Here is a 17,338-nt window from a genome sequence, read left to right on the forward strand (position 1 = left end):
TCTACGACGGGTCCCTGCCGCCGGGGGAGCATAGCAGAGAGAATCAGCTCACTCATGACAGCTCCTTAGACTAAACTCAACAACCCCTGGAGGAACAACCTCTATATCCACTATAACCACGCCAGAAATGGCACCCCTGGTCCTCTCGCGTGTCGTGCTCGACCGATCATCGCCTGAGCCGAGCGAGCGGTATGCCTGGCGGCATCCTTCCACGCTTGCTCTGACGTGGTTCCCCGCCGGGAATGACATGACGCAGTCCCCAGCAAGGCGCAATACGGGGAGAGTCCTTTCTCTGCCAGAGAGAATGGTACCATAAACCGCTCCCTTGTTTCAACCAGCAATTCGATGGCCATTTTCTCCTATCCGATGAAGAAGGTAGGGCCTTATGGTTACCATTTTGACAGGACGGCCTGAGCACGATATTCTCTGGAGACAGAGCAAGTCAGGAGCAGCAGAGTAGCCAGAGCAGACGTACATAAGACAAGCGGCCAGTCCCGCTTGAAGGGCAGGCAGGACTACGGGGGCGTTTGGTCTCGTTCTGTCTACCTGGCAGGCGCGAGAGGGAAGAGGGGCAAAGCGGCACGGATGGGTCCGGCGTGTGATCTGCTGGTCTTGTTGCCTTTCGCCACGTTCTCCCCTGTCATCTTTGTTCTCAGTTGGGGGAACGAAGGTTTGAGGGGGAGAAGAGAGCTGTCTGTTCAGGTCCAGGCGAGCCAGCTGTAGAAGAGAAGAGCAAGAAGTCAACAAGGGAAAGGGTGCCAGCTCCGCCTGTCTGTCTTATGTTACACACTGCACGCCTGAGCGCACACGAAGGAAGAGCTGTGCGCCTGTCAAGAGACATTAGCTGGAAGGAAGACCTATGCGCTGTCCTCAATGCCACTTTGAAGGGGAACCACTGAATGGGGGGTGTCCGCGCTGTGGTTATGGCCGCCTGCCAGACAGAGGGAGCCGCCCGTTGTCTCTCAGTCAGGAAAGCCGGGAGCTGGTCACTACGGTCTCGAGGCCGCTCAGTCTGCTGGCCACGCGCCCGGTGCTGCGCGGCGATGTGCTGCGCGAGGGACGCTATCGCATCGTCGAGGAGCTGCCTCTGCCGCGCAGCCAGCATGATCAGGGCAAGGCCTGGCTGGCCAGGGATGCACAGTCAGTCAGTCGCCTGGTGCTGATCCGCGAGGTGATTCCCACCGCCGAGAGGGCCGCCCGGCTGGAAGAGGAGCTACGCATGAGCGCCCAGCGCCTGGCTGAGCTGGGCCAGCACCGTGGCTTTCCTCATCTGATCGATATGTTCAGCGAGCGCGGCTGTTACTACATCGTGCTCCAGCACCCCGAGGGGCAGAGCCTGGCTCAGCTGGTTGCTCAGCAGGGGGAGCCTCTGCCCGAGCGCCTGGTGGCCGAATATGGGCGACAGCTCTGCGAGCTGGTGCAGGTGCTGGCCTCGCAGGAGCCGCCCCTGGTTCATGGGGCGATTAGCCCGGAAACCGTGATTGTCAGCCCGGACGGCCATCAGCTCTCTCTGATTCTGATGCCGCTTTTCCCTCCCCGCCTTCCCCCGGAGATGCAGGGCAAGGCCATCGCGGGCTTTTTTGCGCCCGAGCAGTTTCACGGCGTGACCGATACGCGCACCGACCTGTACGGGGTCGCGGCCACGCTCTATTATGCTCTGACCACCTATGATCCGCGTCAACATATGGCCTTTTTCTATCCGCCCGCTCGGCGCTTGAATCCCCAGGTCTCAGCCCGCATGGAGTCGGTTCTGGCGCGCGGCCTGCGCGTGGCCGCCGCCCAGCGCTACCTGCGCCCTGCCCAGATGCGGCAGGAGCTGGAGGCGATCGCGGCCTCCGCGCGGCGAGGCAGTGAGATGGCGCTGCCCGCCCCTGCAACAGGCTCCTTGCCCCCAGGCTCAGGTCGCGCCCGGCCTCGACCTCGCTCCGGGACACGCCGCTCGACGTTGACCTTCGCCGCGGTCATGCTTGGGGTCTTCGCGCTCCTGGTGGGAGGCATTATCGTGGCCGCCCAACGGGCCCCGCTTTCGACGGGCGCCCCCAATCCGGCGGCGACCGCTACCGCCCTGGCTCAGCAGACGGCGGCAGCCCAGCAGGCCCGCCAGGCAGCAGCAGCCTGGCAGCAGGAGCTGAATCGTGAACGACAGAGCTGGCAGACGCGCGGCATCGCCGTTAGCGATGGGCGCTTTGTCCTGGATTCCTATCCTGGTCGCAAGGACGTCGCGCAGAAGCTGACCGCCGCTCGGGCCTTGCAGTCGGGCGATCTGGATACGGCTTCCAGTGCTCTGAGTGCCGCTATCGCTCTCGATCCCACCGACGCCGAGGCGTTGATCTACAGCCAGAATCTGCTGATTGAGCAGAACGGCCAGCCCTTCGTGACGATCGTGGTGGGCCTGAGCTTCAACGGCGATGATCCCCAGTCCCTGGCGGCCACTCGCTCGATGCTGCAGGCCGTCTACGTGGCTCAGTATGAGATTAACGAGTTCGCCTGGCTGCCTCATAACTATCAATTGCGCATCCTGATCGCCGGCTCTCCTCCCGATAAGGCCAGCGTGACCGAGGTGGCCCGCGACATCGTCGCCCGCGTGAAGCAGGCCGATAACCTCGATCATATTATCGGGGTGGTCGGCTGGCCTTCGAGCAGTCAGACGCAGGCCGTGCGCGATCTGATCGCTTCGGCTCAGGTGCCGCTGATCTCGCAGCTCGCGCCCGACGTGAATCTGGTGGGCAATCCGTATTTCTTCCGCATCAGTCCGCCGTATAACGTTCAGGGCGACGCCCTGGCCGAGTTCGCGCTGCAGCAGTTGCATGCCAATGCGATCCTGGTAATGCGCTCTCCTGCGGATGAGGCCAGCGTGGCTCTGGCCAACGCCTTCGTGGCCCGTGTCCAGATGCTGGATGGCCGCGTGGTCGAGAGCGCACGCGATACCTTCACCTCCCAGGCTACACCGGTGGAGGGCTACAGCACGGCCATCGCCGATGCGCTGGCGCATCAGGCCGATGTGATCTTTCTGGCCGGCACCGATGTCGATGCGGTGCGCCTGGCCCACGAGATCGGTATTTTGTCGCGCGCCCAACCCGAGAATACAGCCCTGGCCAATTTGAAGGTCCTGACCGGCCCGGCGGTCGCCACAAGCCTGCTCCTGGGCCAGGGAGAGAGCGAGGACGCCCTCCTGGCACGGACCTTCCCCGAGGATATGCAGCGGATCTATGTCCTGGCCTACGCCGATCGCAGCGAGTGGAGCAATGTGCCGGCTCTGGAGCAACCGACGCTCTTTACCGACTGGGCCGGGATCTTCCAGAACCAGAAGGAGAGCGCCAATAACGCGCCGCCACCCGATCAGAACGCCATCATGACTTACGATGCTGTGCGCGTGATGGCCCGCGCGGCTTCCTACGTAAAGGGAGCCCTCAATGGGGCCAACGTGCGCGCTATGCTCGACGCTCTGGGCAACGGCCCCCTGCCAGCTTTCGACGGCGCGAGCGGGCGCATCAGCTTCGATTCGCTGGGGAACCCAGGCGATAAGGCCCTGGTGATGCTCCAGGTCCGTCAGGATCAGACCACCGGCTCTTCGACGTTCGCTATGATCCGCCTCTTCGGGGCTTTACATTGATTTGTATCTATATCGGGACGCTGGCGAGAGATAGGGCTGACAGAGGTTGCCTGATCTGTCGCTACAGGCTCCATGCCGATTGGCATGGAGCTTCTTCTTTTTTTCTAATCGTAGCCGGAGGGCCGCTCTCGGCCCGGGCGGGCCGCCCCGGGGCGTCGTATGGGATATACTAAGGAGGTACCTTCTAGCGCGGCAGGCAGACGGAGAGGTCCGATCTCCAAGGAGCTGGCCGGAGAAGAGGAAGAGAGAAAGGAGCATCCAACCTGGAATGGTGATCGATCTGCGCAGCGATACGGTGACTCAGCCGACTCCCGCGATGCGCGAGGCGATGTATCGCGCCGAGGTGGGCGACGATGTCTACGGCGAGGATCCAAGCGTGAACCGCTTGCAGGAGCTGGCGGCGGAACGTCTTGGCAAGGAGGCGGCCCTGTTCGTGACGAGCGGTACTATGGGCAATACAACGGCTCTTCTGACGCACGTGGAACGCGGGGGAGCGGCCATCGTCGGCGATCAGGCGCATATCTACCGCTACGAGGGCGGGGGAGCGGTTCGTCTGGGCGGTATTCAGCTCTGGGTGGTGCCCAACCAGTCGGATGGAGGCTTCGACCTGGCGCGGTTGGCTGACTCGATCACCGACGATAGCGATGAGCATACCCCGCCGACCAGGCTGCTCTGTCTGGAAAATACCCATAATCGCTGCGGCGGATGCGCGCTGGGACCCGAGAAGATGATGGCCCTCTGCCGCGTGGCCCACGCCCGTGGACTGCGGGTACACGTCGATGGGGCACGGATCTTCAACGCGGCGGTGGCCCTGGGAGTGCCAGTCAGTCAGCTTGTCGCTGAGGCCGACTCGGTGACCTTTTGTCTCTCGAAAGGCCTGAGCGCCCCTATCGGTTCGCTGCTGGTAGGTAGTCGGGATTTCATCGAGCGCGCACGCTGGGTCCGCAAGGCGCTTGGCGGAGGAATGCGCCAGGCCGGGGTTCTGGCGGCAGCCGGCATTGTGGCCCTGGAGCAAATGGTGGAACGCCTGGCAGAGGACCATGAGAACGCCCGTTTGCTGGCCCAGGGTCTGGCCGATTTACCTCAGGTGAGGCTGGCGGTGGAGCGCGTACAGACCAATATCGTGATCTTCCGCCTCTACGACGGCGCGCGACCTCTATCCGAGGAGGATTGCGCCCCCTTCCTGGCTCGCCTCAAGAGCGAAGGGCTGCTGTTGAGCAGCATGGGCAGCGGCTTGCTGCGTGCTGTGACCCACTATGGAATCGATCGCCAGCAGATCGAGACGGCTCTATTGATCATTCGACATACGCTGGCCGAGATGCTGCCGCCAGCGCGGGCGGAGCGTTCCGCCTGAGCAGCAGCGCCGCCGTGACCGGCCAGAGCCGGCAGCAGTCCCGAGATTGGAGCACAGACCTGCTCTCGCGTCTCTAGTTCTGGTAGAAGAGAAGAGTCATCGCTCCTCTGCGAGCTTTCTTTGGCGGGCAGGAGAGCGTATAGAGCGTATAGTAAAGTGAGGAAGAAGCCCATGATGGGGAATGCTCCAGACTGGCGTCAGCAGATAAAGATCTATCGCCGGCAGGCTCGCCAGCAGGCACGGGCCTACCGCCAGCAGGCGCGGGCCTACCGTCAGCAGGTACGCGCCTATCGCCGGCAGCAGCGGCTCTACATGAGTCGTTTCTCCCTCTTCGGCGGCCTGAGCACAGCATGCATGCTGCTGGCCCTGGCTGGGATAGTCTACGCTTTCATCAGTGAGGATTGGAAGCTGCTACTTGCGATCTTCTTCGGCGGGCTGGCCGTGAGCAGCTTTTTCAAGGCCCTGTCTCGGGGGCACCTGCTGGCTGGAGTAAACAGCCTGATCTGGCTTGTGGCCACCGCCCTGCTCGTATGGAGTGGGTCCTGGAGCTGGTTCCTGCTGGCCCTGCTCTTGTCTATCATCGTCAGCAGTCTGGGACCCTATATGTGGGGGTCACTCTCATGTGGTGTGCCGGAACCGCCAGAGACAAGCCCGACCTTCGCTGAGTCGTCCTCCAGGGTCCCCGAGGCGACCGACGGCCAGGCCGCTGAGCCGGCATCCCCGCCCTACACACCCTATCATCAAGGCTACCAGGCCCAGACAGCCGTCAGCGAGTCGCCCGTTGCGCCAGCAGCCGTACCCGAAGAGCCAGCCTCGACCAAGAAGCGCTACACCCAGCCGCTGCTCTCCTATCCCGAAGAGGGTCCCCAGGTCCTACCACCACAGCAGCGCTGACGCGCGGTCAGGCCGGAGGCCGGTCCACGCGCCCCAGGCAAGCCAGACCTTGCAGCTTCCTCTGCAGACGCGGTAGAATCGGCACAGGGGCCTTGTTCTGCCCGAAAGAGCGGCAGACGACAAGGCTCGGCATACCGCCAGCTTGAAGAGAGCAAAGCGAGAGGAGCTGCGAGCAATGACACTGACAGCGATTGCGAACGCCGTGGCCGTTGTAACGGGGGCGGCCAGTGGCATCGGCCTGGCAACGGCCCGCGCCCTCCATGAGCGAGGCGCTCACGTCGTGCTTGCTGACATCAACGAAGGCGGCCTGCGAGAGGCTGCCCTGCGCCTGCAACAGGAGAGCAGCGGGCAGGAGCGCGGCAAGATTCTGACCGTTGTCACCGATGTCACCGTCGCAGCCCAGGTCGAGGAGCTGATGCGCCAGGCGGCGGCAGTGGCGAACGGCCAGCTTGACCTGGTGGTCACCAGCGCCGGCATCGGGCGCGGCGGGCCGATCGACAGCTTCACCGCCAGCGAGATGGAGGCCCTGCTGGCCATCAATTTTATGGGCACCTTTCACTGCGTCAAGGCCGCCTTGCCCATCATGCGTCGCCAGGGACACGGCCACTTCATCTTCCTCTCCTCGGTCGCCGGCAAGTTGCCCGTGCCTGCCCTCAGCGGCTACTGCGCGAGCAAGTGGGCCGTGCGCGGCTTCGCCGCCGCGCTGCGGGCGGAACTCTACGGCAGCGGCATCGGCATCACGACGGTCTACCCTTCCTGGGTAGATACGCCTATGGTCCATCAGGCCGAGGCTGGCTCGCAGCTCCTCAATATCCAGGCCCTGCTTACCCCTGAGCAGGTCGCCGAGGAAATGATCCAGGCGGCCCTGCACGACCGGCACGATCTGACGCTGGCGCCGGATCGCGATACGGCCCTGATTCTGCAAGTCATGCAGCAAGATCCTGAGAAGGCCGAGGAGCTGATGGGGCGCGCCTTTCAGCAGCGGCTGGCTCAGCTCCAGGGATCAGCTCAGGATCAGTCCTAGCCTCGACAGGACAGAGGGGCTTGGCTGGCTCTCGGCGAGGGAAGACAGCAAGGGGAACGAGAAGGCAGGCCGGGAGCCAGAGGCAGGGCCGCACAAAGCGTGAGCAGACGAGGAGAGTCCCTATGAGAGAGGCCAGACAAGTCGAGTCAGGACGAACGGAAGCTGGCCCTTATGGTTACTATGGCCCCGAGAGCGTCACCTGGAAAGTTACACGCGAGGCCGCGATCCTCTTGGGGGGCGCTCGCGCTGTGCTACTGCAGATCGCGCACCCGCTGGTGGCCGAAGGCGTCTACAGGCACAGCAGCTATCTGAGCGACCCGGCCTCTCGTACCCTGCATACGTTCATGCTCGGCCAGATTCTCACCTTTGGAGATAGGCCCGAGGCTCAGGAGGCAGCGCGCACCATCAACCGCCTTCACGCCCGCGTCTTCGGTCACCTGCCACACGATGCCGGTCCCTACCGCCGCGGCACCTTCTACCGCGCCCGCGACCAGGAGCTGCTTTTGTGGGTTCACGCTACGCTGGTAGACACGGCCCTCCTGCTCTATACGAGCCTGATCGGGCCACTGAGTCCCGAGGAGCAGGAGCGCTACTATCAGGAGAGCAAAGCTCAGGCGCGCTTGCTGGGCCTGCAGCCCAGGTACATGCCAGCAACGCTGCCCGACCTCCAACGCTACGTAGAGGAGATGGTGCAGAGCGGACGCCTGGCAGCCACGCCCCAGGCCCGTCGCCTGGCCCACACCCTGCTCTTCCCTCCCCTGCCCACCGTCTTTCGCCCAGTCCTTCACTTCCATTTCCTGCTTACCTGCGGCCTCTTGCCCGAGCCGGTGCGCGCCCTCTATGGCTATCCCTGGGGACCCCGGCATCAGCAGGCTTTTGATCTGATCATGCAGGGGCTGCGCAGCACCCTTCCCCATCTGCCGCTCAGGTTGCGCACGCTACCGGTGACACGACAGATCATCGAGCGCCGCCTCTCTTCTGCCCGCCTTCGAGCATACGCGCGCTCCGTGCGCGAGGCCCGCGCCACCGCATAAGGGAAGGACCTGTCGCGAGAGGCAGCCGAAGAGAAGAAAAAAAAGAGAAAAGCCCGCGGCGATCAAGAGCGGGGAAGGAAGGCATGACGACAGCCGGCCGGCCAGGCCACTACGAGAGCGAGCAGCGAGCGGAGACCTGCCCGAGCTGAGGGAGGGCGAGGACCCTCCTCGCTGGCCAGATCCCGCTGGCTGCCAGCCGGGCGCGGGAAGAGAACAGCAGTAGAGCAGAGGATGCCAGAGGCGCAGGCAACCACCAGCCACCGGGCCAGCCACGAGGTGGCCTGCGCGGCGGATCTCTACGCTAGTGCGAGACAGCTCCACTTGCAAAGAACGCCAGCAGCAGCAGCCAGCTTATCACGAACGCTAGCAGCAGGCGAATCGTCCAGCCTGAGAGCAGGCGCCCTGCCAGATGGCGGCGTGCTGAAGTGCTCTCTTGCACAGGTGAGCTTCTTCCACTCATGAAGAACCTCCTTATTGCCAATCCCTGAGCGGACCTGCGCTGCTTCCTGACGTAGCCGTTACGTTACCTTTACTACTATGACCCAGAGGACCGTCTTTGTTAAGGGGAACAGGACTTCTGGATTGTGTCACCTGCCACCGGCACGACACCGCGCGCACTCACAAAGCTGGCGCAGCTTCTCAAAGGTAAAGATACCCGTCCGATGGCCATCCTCCCAGATCGGGGTCAGGCCGTAGCGCCCCACCGGCTCCAGGTTCACCAGCGTCGTTTCTTCCGCGCTCAATTGCTGCCGACGCTGCAACATGCCCGGCGCTCCCCCTTCGCCAGCACAGAAAGCACAGGGACAGGCGCGGCGCAGCTTCTCCCAGGAGTGTACACTCTCATGGCCATCGCTCCAGGTCAGGATCAGCCGCCGCTGCTGATCATCCAGCAAAAAGGAAGTGGGAAAGACATCGCGCTCTTCTTGCATCGCTTGGCTCCTTCAAGCGTGCTCGGGCCGGCGGGAAAGAGTAGCCCAGTCGAGGCTACGATCCCCTCCACCCACTGGCGCACGCTCCGCTTGCAGGCTGCTCCATCCAGCTCATTATATCCTAATATCCTACAGTGCCCCCTGCTCTACAGGCTCCGGCCCGAGACTCTCCGCTCGCTCACGCAAAAGCAGCGGCCCAGGATCGCCGATCAGCTGAAAGCCCGCCCAGAAATAGGGATGGGCATAACAGGAGGAGTCAGCCGAGGAACGAGCGCGGGCCAGAAAGCTGCGCTGGGCCTCCGCCAGTGCCACCACCTTGGAGCGCCCGGCCAGCAATCCCTCGTAGAAGAGCCTCATCAGCTCAGCGCTGCGGGCATCGTCTACCTTCCACAGGGTCGGCAAGAGCGAAGCCGCCCCCGCATAGAGAAAGCCGCGTCCCAGGCCCATCACCTCGTCCACGCCCCCCAAAACCACTCGCCCCGTCTCACAGGCGCTCAGGGTCACCAACGAGCAGCAAGCAAGATCGAGATTAAAGACCTCGATGCTGCTGAGCTGACGGTCGGCGAGCTGAATAAACGAGAAATTGGGAGCATCGAGACGAAAGAGGCCGTGAGCAGCAATATGCAGCAGCGGGGCCTGGGGTCCCTCTTCCAGCAGGCGCCTGGTGGTGGCCTCTTCATCGAGATAGCAGGGGGAACCCAACAGATGCGCCACGCTCTGGGCCTCGGCCACAGCCCAGGGCAGACGCCCCCTATCGGAGAGGCCCAACACCAGCGCCTGGCCCAGCCCCCGGCGCACCACTCGCAGGCGCTGGCCGCGGCGCCGACAGACCTCTAACAGGCCCAGAGACGGCAGGTAGGAGACCGCCACCCGCTCGACCAGAAACTGGACCCCATCGAAGAGGCAATGAAAGGGCAGGTAGTGCAGAAGACCATAGGGGACCACGATCAGGCGCTCACAGGCGTAGAGGGTTGACAGCACTGGATCCAGCAGCAGGTGATAGAGCTTCTGCAGCAGTCCAAGACAATTCTCCTGCAGCTCCGCCAGCTCGCTGGCCGCCTGCTCAGAGGGGGCAGACGATGCCTGCCCCGCCAGATCGAGGTTCAGGCGCCAGAGAGCGTAGAGGCGCTCCAGCTCAGGCAAGGCGCCGGGCAGACGACGCCAGCGCAGATGACCCTCGGCCAGCGCAAAGACATAGAGATCGCCGCCCGCCAGATAGTACTCCAGCACCACCGTGCGCGGCTCCAGCGAGCCTTGCAAGGCCGCCAGGCGCTCCAACCAGCCATCGGTAGCCCGATCGCCGACCGAGCGGGAGGGCCGTCTCTCTCCCGTGGCAGGCAGGCGTAGCCGCTCCAGCAAGCGTTCGATCTGCCGCTCACGCCGGCGCATCTCCTGGCGAGCGTAGGCCGGATCCACAGCTCGCAGGCGCCTGATTGCCGTATCGCTCAGCTCAACTGCCTGCTCGGTCCCATAGACGAGCGAGCTAAACCAGGCTTGTTCCTCGCGCAGGCGGCTTAGCTCAGCCAGCAGGGCCTCGTCCTCTGGCCCCTCAGACCTTTCGAGGCGCAAGCGGATCTCGACCGTATTGCGCACGTAGTCCCCAAGCACGCGCGACTTGGCCAGCTCCACATAGCCCAAAGCCTGGGCCCCATCCCCGCGGCGTAGGGCCAGGCGCACCGCCCTCTCGTAGAGGGCCCGCTTATCCTCAAGGAAGCTGGCCCGTGCATCAAAGACCAGGCGCTCTTGGATGGCCTCGATTCCCTGGATGGCGCGCGCGTAGGCCTGGGCGGCCTTCTCCAGCTCTCCACGTCTTTCCGCGAGCTGACCTCCCAAATCCTCACAGCGATAGACCAGCTCCAGCAGGCCCTGCTCGCCCGCCAGAACCAGAGCCTGAGAGCAGAGCGACTCGGCCAGGGACTCCTGGCCGCGCTGCGCGGCAATCTGGGCTTGCAGCAGGAGCGCGCGTGCCAACTGGGGGAGGGCCGCCTGCCGAGAAAAGGCCGCCGCGGCCAGGCGTGCTGCGGCCAGGCTCTCCTCAAGCCGCCCACTGGCGAAGAAGAGTTCCGCCTGCAGCAGCGCCAGAGAGGCAGCCGGAACCTGCAAGCCTCCTGCCTCCAAGAGCGTGCGCGCCTCCGCCAGGAGCAGCTCCGCCCGCTGCAGCTCCTGCGAAGCCAGGGCCGCCTGGGCCTGCCACATCAAAGCCAGAGCCAGATGATGCTGCCCGCGTCCACCGGGCACGCTACGAAAAAAGGCCGCCGCCTCCTCCGCCCGCTCGGCAGCCTCATGGGCGCGGTTCAGGCGCAGCAGGCAATAGCACGTTTCGCAGGTCACCTCAGCGGCGGCCAGGTCCAAAGCGTGGCGTTGGAAGATCGTACGGCTGCGCTCAAAAAGAGCGAGAGCGCGGCTGAAGTGGCCCTGGGCCGCATAGATCTGGGCCATATTCAGCTCTTGACGGGCCACAGCCAGCTCCTGACCATCGTAAGCGGCGAAGGTAGCTCGTGCCTGCTCATGCAGCCTCAGAGCCTCGCGAAAGTGACCAAGGGCGGCCAGCACGATGGCCTTATTGGCGTAAGCGCGAGCCAGAGGAAGCTCGACCCCCTCGCCGTGACAGCGATAGGCCTCGATGGCGCGTTCAAAAAGAGCAAGGGCCTGATCGTAGTGGCCAAGCTCGTAGTGGACGATGGCCGCATTAGCATCCATCTGGCCGGCCCGCAACCAATTGCCGTGGCGCAAAAAGATCGCCCGTGCCGCCGCGGCGTCCTTCAGGGCCTCCTGGAAGCGGCCCAACTGGAGACAGACCGCGATGCGTCCGCAGCGGGTTCGGGCCCACCCCCGTTGATCACCGCAGGCCAGAAATTCCTCGCCGGCCGCATCAAAGTCTCCGAGCGCCTCCTCATCCCGCCCCAGGCGCCGCAGGGCCTCGGCCCGGGTCAGCAGTCCCAGCCCACGGTAGTCACGCCGTCCAGTGCACTCCCCGATCAACAGCAGGTAAGCGGCCAGGCGCAAAGAAAGCCGAGGTTCAGCATGCCAGCGCTGGTCGGCCTCACGCTTCAGCCAGGTAACCAGGCGAGCCAGAGCCGGAGAAGGGAGCGAAGAGAGCAGCTGCATCAGCAGGCGCCGGCCCTCGCCCTCGTCTCTCTTCAAGAGCAGCTCAACGAGCAGTTCCTCTTTCAACATCCTCAGTGCTCCCACGTTCTCAGGTGGACGCGATGCGGATCGGCTTCCCTGCAATGGCCGGCGCTCTTGAAAGCGCCAGGTTCCAAAGTCAGCAGGCAGACCGATCGCACGGAGAGGGCAGAGGTAGCGCCGGAGGCCGACGGAGCGGCTTAGCCAGCGAGCGGGCAAGGGCGAGCTACTCTGAGAGCGCGAGCTGCAGCGACTCAATCACCACAGTCCCTTCAGGGAACTGCAATTCGAGGGTATACGTTTCTGGGGCCAGGGAGGAGAAGAGGAAATTGCCCAGCTCATCGATCCTGCCCGAACGCACCGTTCCCGAGGAGGCTGTCAGAAGGACCGGCGTCCCCTGAAGGGCCTCCAGGGCGGTCCCCTTGCGCGTCACAAAGCCGATCAGCTCCAGGCCATCCTGCAGGGAAGAACCTTGCTCCACATGGAGAGAGATACTGAAATCCTCAGCGCTATAGCGCCGAGGCCAGCGAGGCCCGGCCTGTTCTGCCTGAGCCAGATCACGCTGATAGGCCAGACGCGGTTGAGGAGCCAGCAGGGTAGCCACGATGCGCCGCGCGCCGGCGGCCATCTGCTCGCCCAAGGACGGGCGGCCCGCGCGGGCCGAGGCCAGCGGGCGCACCTGGGGAGGGCCATCATCCAGCGGCCACGAGGAGGGCCAGGGCAGCGCCTCGCCCCTCTCATCCTCAACCGACCTCTCCTCCTCCTCCTGTTCGAGGGCCAGAGAGGCGGCCAGCTCCAGCTCGGCGAGGTCCAGATCGGAGAGCGGGGAGGCCTCCGCCAGGCGCGTCTCCCCCGAAAGAAAGTGGGAGAGGACGGCCAGCTCCGCAGTACAATGCTGGCAAGTGGCCAGATGGAAACGCACCGCCACAGCGACCTCCTTATTGAGCAGGCCGAGATAGTACTCGCCGAGCACCTGGGCCGGAGGACAGTCCCAGCGATAGAGCGACTGGAGCAAGGTTAACTCAAGACGGCGATAGCTCTCCACCTGGGTCGCGCAGGCGGGGCAAGTAGCCAGGTGCTCCAGCACAGCAGGCCGCACCTCCTCGCCGGCCAGATAGGCGAGCATCTCTTCGTCGCTGATAGCACCCCGTTGACGACATTCCATGAGCGTTTCCTCTGACTGAACTGGATAAGACTGGCTGGCCGCGGTATCCTTCCCTTGCGCCATACCTGGACCACCCTGATCGCCTGACCAGATACGCCCGATAGAGCCGCGCAGGCCCCAGGCCCAGATTCCCCGAAGCCAGCCCACACAAACCGTTCCACCTCGCACCTCGCCACCTGCCCGGCCTGGCACGACGCGAGCAGCAACAGTAGCCGATCAGTACGAACAGAGGGAAAGGAAGACCAGTCCCTCAGTCTGGCGCCTGTCCGTACACCTGGCTTTCTGTCCATCTGTCCGTCTGCCCGCCTGGACGTCTCCTTTCTCTGCCCTCACCCCCAATAAACGGCCTTGCCTGCGATTTTAACGCCTTCGGTAGCCGCTGGCAAGTCGAGACGGCGACCGACGGAGCGGGTCAGCGGCCCTTCACCAAAGCCAGCAGACGACGATTGCGCCGGAGACGATCCAGCATATTGCGCTTCAGGCGATAGACATCGTTCACCGATGGAAAGAGGTGCTGAAAGCGCAGGCAGATTTCAGAGGGCTTCAGCCCCTGGACATAGGCCAGATAGATCAGCATGCGCTCCTCCTCGCTATGCAGCTCTTCCAGGATCACCTGCCAGAGATCCTGAGCCGAGAGCTGGGCCACCACTTGCTCGGCGGGATCGGCCACCGCCGGCTCATGCTCCAGAGCCTCCAGGGCCTGCTCAAGCTGCTGGAGCTGCTGTGTACGCCCCTCATCGGTCACCACGCTATGCACGCACATCTTGAGATACTTCAAGAGCGCGGCCAACGAATCGAACTGCTGAGCGCGGCTCGGCGTCAGGGCCTGGGCGAACTTGGCGAAGATCAGGTTCACCACCGCCTGCCCCCCGTCGCGCTCCAGCAAAGGGGAGGCCGCCGGATGCTGATGGACCCAGCTCAAGACGAGGGGGGCATACTGCTGATAGAGACAAGCCCAGGCCTCTTCATCGCGCAGCTGCAAGGCCCGGCGGAACAGCTCCAGACAATAGCGCTCGTCCGCGCGATTCTGCTTTAGAAAGCGGCTCGTCTCCTCGGCACAGGCCCGCGCCAGGGCGGGAACCGGCCATTGCGATAAAGGCAGCGAGCGATAATCTGTATCGGATCGGGCCGCGGCGCCGCCCGCAACGCCTGGCTGCGGCCCAGTCTCACCGTGAGAAGAAGAGCCGCGCGACTCCATAAGCAGACGCTCCTCCCTGGGTGCAGGCCGTAGTGAGCGCTCGCCAGCTCCAGCCGGCCAGCCAGCCGAGAGGCCAGACCGGCGGCATGCAAACGCTCTTGCAGTATAGCATCAGCTACAGCGGCTGGCAAGCCCGAGGTGTGCGCTCTTGCTCGCCAGTCTTTGCCAGTCGGCCACCCTCGCGCCTGACCCCCAACTCCCAGCCGGGTCCGGCCTGCTCCAGGCCGACACCGACCACTAACCAGGACTTCCCCGAAATACCAACCATGCAGATTTTATCACAGCAGGCACCTGGAACAGAAACAGCCCCTGACGTGCTAAGAAAGATATCCCAGAAGATACGCTGGGTATGGTACATTTACCCTGTCTATGCTATCATTGACTAACGGTTGCTGCCGATATTCGGCTCAATGGGGAGCGGAGAGCGGACATTTTTGGGCAGAGCGAGGCACCCATGCCACAGCAACGACAGACAGTCACTAATCGGCTCGCCGACGTGATCGAGGTCGTTCAGCTAGGACGCAAGACGGGCCTGCTGACAGTTGAGCGTGGGGAGGGGTCAGCTTTGGAAGAGGGTGCCATCACTTTTGTGAATGGACAGCCTGTGCAGGCACGGCTCGGGCCACATAGCGGCGCAGATGCCCTCAGGCGATTGAAGCTCTGGGGTCCTTGCCGCTTTGCTTTTGTGCCTTTCACCCCTCCCTCTTCTCCACCTCCGCCTCTGCTCGATGGGCACGCGACCCCCGGCTCACTGCCGGCCCTGCCGCAGCGCCAGGGAACCGACCCACGCCTGCGCCGAATGCCCGCTTCCCCTCCCTCGGGCCCGCTCGGCTCGCTGTCTTTCTCAGCGCCCGGCACAGGCGCAGGTCCAGGTACAGGGCAGCGGGTAACACCCCCCCTGTCCCCACGACAGACCGATCCTGGCCCGGACAGGCGGGTGCCCCTGCCGGGCAGCGGCACGTTCTCCCGCGCCCCGAGCCGCGTGTCGCTCTACGACGACGCCCTGCAGCGCCTGGAGCTGCTCGGCTTCTCTCGCGTCCATCGCCGGCTCTACCTGCTGATCGATGGCAGCCGCACCCCCGCCGAGCTGGCCCGCCTGATGGGCCGCAGCGAGGAGGAGGTGCTCCGCCTGCTCATCGATCTGGAACGCGCCGGCCTCGTGGTCTCTTCTTCGTAATTCATCTAAGGATGAATACTTAATAATAAATTAAGCCTTTCAAGATGCAATAGGTGAACGATAGCCACAGCCCTCGGACGCCGCCAACCCAGGCCAGCTCCGCCAGGCTGGCCGGCCAGGCCTGGCCGTCGAGAGGCCTTGTGTAACCAAGCCTGGCCCCGCCCGGAGGTCGAGGCCGCGGCTGGCCAGGCCGCTTCAGTCTGTAGCACGCTGCCAGCATCATATGCCAGTGCCAGTAGATCGGGGCGTCGCTGCTCGCCCCCTGGATACCAAAGGACGGGTTTTCTCCCATGCGTGATCAAGCGCTATCATCATCTCGCCGGCGGGGCCTCTCCCTGACCGCGCGTGTCTCTTTGCTGCTGGTTCTTGTTGCCATCGTCCCGCTGCTGATCACGATCGTCGTCAGCCAGTTCGTCTCTCGCCCAGCGCTGACCGCCCAGGCACGCACCTCGCTGGATACCGATTCCAGCGAGCGCGTGCAGTTGATCAGTAACTACCTGAATGAACGTCTGCTGGACGCCGAGACCCTCGTCCAGGTGCCCTCGGTGATCCAGTTCCTGCTCGCCCCCCCTGCCGAACGCCAGGACCCCAACTTCAGCGTCCACTCGCTCTACGCCCTCCAGGCGGGCATCAACCGCGATAACCGCTATACACTGTGGTGCCTCTTTGATGCTCAAGGACACCTGGTGCAGTACTGGCCGACCAATGTTCGCCCCCAGAACCGGGGCCAGTCTCTCGTGCCCCTCCCCTACCTGCAGCGCGTCAACGCCAACCAGCTCTTCATCTCTGGCGTCTACTACGATAGCGCCCACGATAAGGCCTCGGTCGATATTTACGCTCCCATCACCTATCAGAAACACGTCATCGGTTTTCTGCGCGCTTCCCTGAATATCGACTTTATCTGGAACACGGTGAACAGCGAGACGGGCGCCAATGGACCGGGCAGCTACGCCTTCTTGCTCGATGAGCGCGGGGTACGTATCGCTGACCCCGATCCCACGCGCCGCTTCAAGGGCGTAGCCCCTCTCTCGGCCCAGGAAATGCAGGAGATCAAGACCGAGGGCCTCTACGGCCTGCAGAGTAACCAGGGCAGCCTGCCGCTGCTGGCCGATAGCACGCTGGCCGACTCGCTGCGTAGTAGCCAGACCTCTTCATCCTTCGAGGCCACTCCTGCCAGCGAGAATGAGCCGTACGAGATTCTGCGCCACAAGATGACGGTCGTTCCCTGGACCTACTATGTGCTCAGTCCGGTCAGCACCGTGACGGCGGTGGTCAATAATCAGATGGTAAGCACGATTGTGATCGCGGCGGCCATGCTCCTGCTGGCGGCCTTTGTCGGTCTCTGGCTCGGCCAGCGCATCACGCAGCCGATCCTGCGTTCGGTGGACCATCTGCGCCGCAGCAGCGAGTCGCTGCAGACGCTGGCCGCCAAGCAACAGAGTTCGTCCAGTGAACAGCAGTGGGTGATCGATTCGGCTCAGGTGGGCCTGCAGTCGGTCCAGTACTATACCGACGCCAGCAATGTGGCTGCCCGCCAGTTGACGTCGATGGTCACGGAGTTGTTGCAGCGCTGGCCCCAGCTCGATGGGCGCACCGCTCAGCGGGCCTTGCAGGAAATGGCCAATACGGCGCGCTATATCGAGCAGGCCATCCAGTACCAGGAGACCAGTAACCAGAAGCTGGCGACGGCCATCAAGGTGACAACTCAGGTGAGCGAACAGCTCGCGGCGGGCGCGACTTCAGCTACCAGCGCCGCCGAGCAGTTGGAGCAGGTGGTGCGCCAGCTCCGACGCGTGGTCGGTCGCTGACTTCGGCTTTGCCTCG

The 17,338-nt window shown here is 63.9% G+C and carries 12 protein-coding genes; 7 read left to right on the forward strand and 5 right to left on the reverse strand.

Annotated elements, in window-relative coordinates; translation table 11 throughout:
• The first annotated feature begins 955 nt into the window (after positions 1 to 955).
• From ACFMO7_RS06840 to ACFMO7_RS06860, 5 genes are all read left to right on the forward strand, one after another.
• A complete protein-coding gene (locus tag ACFMO7_RS06840; RefSeq protein WP_376794774.1) occupies positions 956 to 3,613 on the forward strand; it encodes a hypothetical protein in 2,658 nt (885 codons plus the stop codon).
• 268 nt (positions 3,614 to 3,881) lie between these two features.
• Positions 3,882 to 4,967, forward strand: coding sequence for a low-specificity L-threonine aldolase (gene ltaE / locus ACFMO7_RS06845; protein WP_376794775.1), 1,086 nt, complete (start codon positions 3,882 to 3,884; stop codon positions 4,965 to 4,967).
• Between the two features lie 171 nt (positions 4,968 to 5,138).
• The gene (locus ACFMO7_RS06850) at positions 5,139 to 5,861 is read left to right on the forward strand and encodes a hypothetical protein (protein ID WP_376794776.1); all 723 of its coding nucleotides are present in this window, start codon (positions 5,139 to 5,141) and stop codon (positions 5,859 to 5,861) included.
• A gap of 175 nt (positions 5,862 to 6,036) precedes the next feature.
• Positions 6,037 to 6,885: an SDR family NAD(P)-dependent oxidoreductase gene (locus ACFMO7_RS06855; RefSeq protein ID WP_376794777.1), complete on the forward strand. Its 849-nt coding sequence runs from the start codon at positions 6,037 to 6,039 to the stop codon at positions 6,883 to 6,885.
• Between the two features lie 122 nt (positions 6,886 to 7,007).
• Positions 7,008 to 7,919, forward strand: coding sequence for an oxygenase MpaB family protein (locus ACFMO7_RS06860; RefSeq protein ID WP_376794778.1), 912 nt, complete (start codon positions 7,008 to 7,010; stop codon positions 7,917 to 7,919).
• 301 nt (positions 7,920 to 8,220) lie between these two features.
• Here the strand turns inward: ACFMO7_RS06860 and ACFMO7_RS06865 are convergent, their stop codons facing one another.
• The 5 genes from ACFMO7_RS06865 to ACFMO7_RS06885 all read right to left on the reverse strand — a co-directional run bounded on the left by ACFMO7_RS06865 (position 8,221) and on the right by ACFMO7_RS06885 (position 14,337).
• Positions 8,221 to 8,379: a hypothetical protein gene (locus ACFMO7_RS06865; protein ID WP_376794779.1), complete on the reverse strand. Its 159-nt coding sequence runs from the start codon at positions 8,377 to 8,379 to the stop codon at positions 8,221 to 8,223.
• Positions 8,380 to 8,506: 127 nt separating this feature from the next.
• Entirely contained in the window at positions 8,507 to 8,848 is a 342-nt protein-coding gene (locus ACFMO7_RS06870; protein ID WP_376794780.1) for a gamma-butyrobetaine hydroxylase-like domain-containing protein, read from the reverse strand.
• A 129-nt stretch (positions 8,849 to 8,977) separates the two neighbouring features.
• Positions 8,978 to 12,025, reverse strand: coding sequence for a CHAT domain-containing protein (locus ACFMO7_RS06875; protein ID WP_376794781.1), 3,048 nt, complete (start codon positions 12,023 to 12,025; stop codon positions 8,978 to 8,980).
• Between the two features lie 175 nt (positions 12,026 to 12,200).
• Complete coding sequence (locus ACFMO7_RS06880; protein WP_376794782.1) at positions 12,201 to 13,139, reverse strand: anti-sigma factor family protein; 939 nt, start codon at positions 13,137 to 13,139, stop codon at positions 12,201 to 12,203.
• Positions 13,140 to 13,551: 412 nt separating this feature from the next.
• Entirely contained in the window at positions 13,552 to 14,337 is a 786-nt protein-coding gene (locus tag ACFMO7_RS06885) for an RNA polymerase sigma factor (protein ID WP_376794783.1), read from the reverse strand.
• Between the two features lie 454 nt (positions 14,338 to 14,791).
• Here ACFMO7_RS06885 and ACFMO7_RS06890 point away from each other — a divergent pair, with 454 nt between their 5' ends.
• Complete coding sequence (locus tag ACFMO7_RS06890) at positions 14,792 to 15,514, forward strand: DUF4388 domain-containing protein (RefSeq protein WP_376794784.1); 723 nt, start codon at positions 14,792 to 14,794, stop codon at positions 15,512 to 15,514.
• A gap of 290 nt (positions 15,515 to 15,804) precedes the next feature.
• On the forward strand, positions 15,805 to 17,322 hold the full coding sequence (locus ACFMO7_RS06895) for a cache domain-containing protein (protein ID WP_376794785.1): 1,518 nt from the start codon (positions 15,805 to 15,807) through the stop codon (positions 17,320 to 17,322).
• The last annotated feature ends 16 nt before the right edge of the window (positions 17,323 to 17,338 follow it).

Source organism: Thermogemmatispora sp. (assembly GCF_042408735.1).
Lineage (GTDB): Bacteria > Chloroflexota > Ktedonobacteria > Ktedonobacterales > Ktedonobacteraceae > Thermogemmatispora.

Bases quoted from the DNA above. Each gene is read 5' to 3' on its own strand.
- ACFMO7_RS06865 (WP_376794779.1), bottom strand. From the start codon at position 8,379: ATGAGTGGAAGAAGCTCACCTGTGCAAGAGAGCACTTCAGCACGCCGC.
- ACFMO7_RS06890 (WP_376794784.1), top strand. From the start codon at position 14,792: ATGCCACAGCAACGACAGACAGTCACTAATCGGCTCGCCGACGTGATC.
- ACFMO7_RS06895 (WP_376794785.1), top strand. From the start codon at position 15,805: ATGCGTGATCAAGCGCTATCATCATCTCGCCGGCGGGGCCTCTCCCTG.
- ACFMO7_RS06880 (WP_376794782.1), bottom strand. From the start codon at position 13,139: ATGGAATGTCGTCAACGGGGTGCTATCAGCGACGAAGAGATGCTCGCC.
- ACFMO7_RS06860 (WP_376794778.1), top strand. From the start codon at position 7,008: ATGAGAGAGGCCAGACAAGTCGAGTCAGGACGAACGGAAGCTGGCCCT.
- ACFMO7_RS06875 (WP_376794781.1), bottom strand. From the start codon at position 12,025: ATGTTGAAAGAGGAACTGCTCGTTGAGCTGCTCTTGAAGAGAGACGAG.
- ACFMO7_RS06885 (WP_376794783.1), bottom strand. From the start codon at position 14,337: ATGGAGTCGCGCGGCTCTTCTTCTCACGGTGAGACTGGGCCGCAGCCA.
- ACFMO7_RS06850 (WP_376794776.1), top strand. From the start codon at position 5,139: ATGATGGGGAATGCTCCAGACTGGCGTCAGCAGATAAAGATCTATCGC.
- ACFMO7_RS06870 (WP_376794780.1), bottom strand. From the start codon at position 8,848: ATGCAAGAAGAGCGCGATGTCTTTCCCACTTCCTTTTTGCTGGATGAT.
- ACFMO7_RS06855 (WP_376794777.1), top strand. From the start codon at position 6,037: ATGACACTGACAGCGATTGCGAACGCCGTGGCCGTTGTAACGGGGGCG.
- ltaE (WP_376794775.1), top strand. From the start codon at position 3,882: ATGGTGATCGATCTGCGCAGCGATACGGTGACTCAGCCGACTCCCGCG.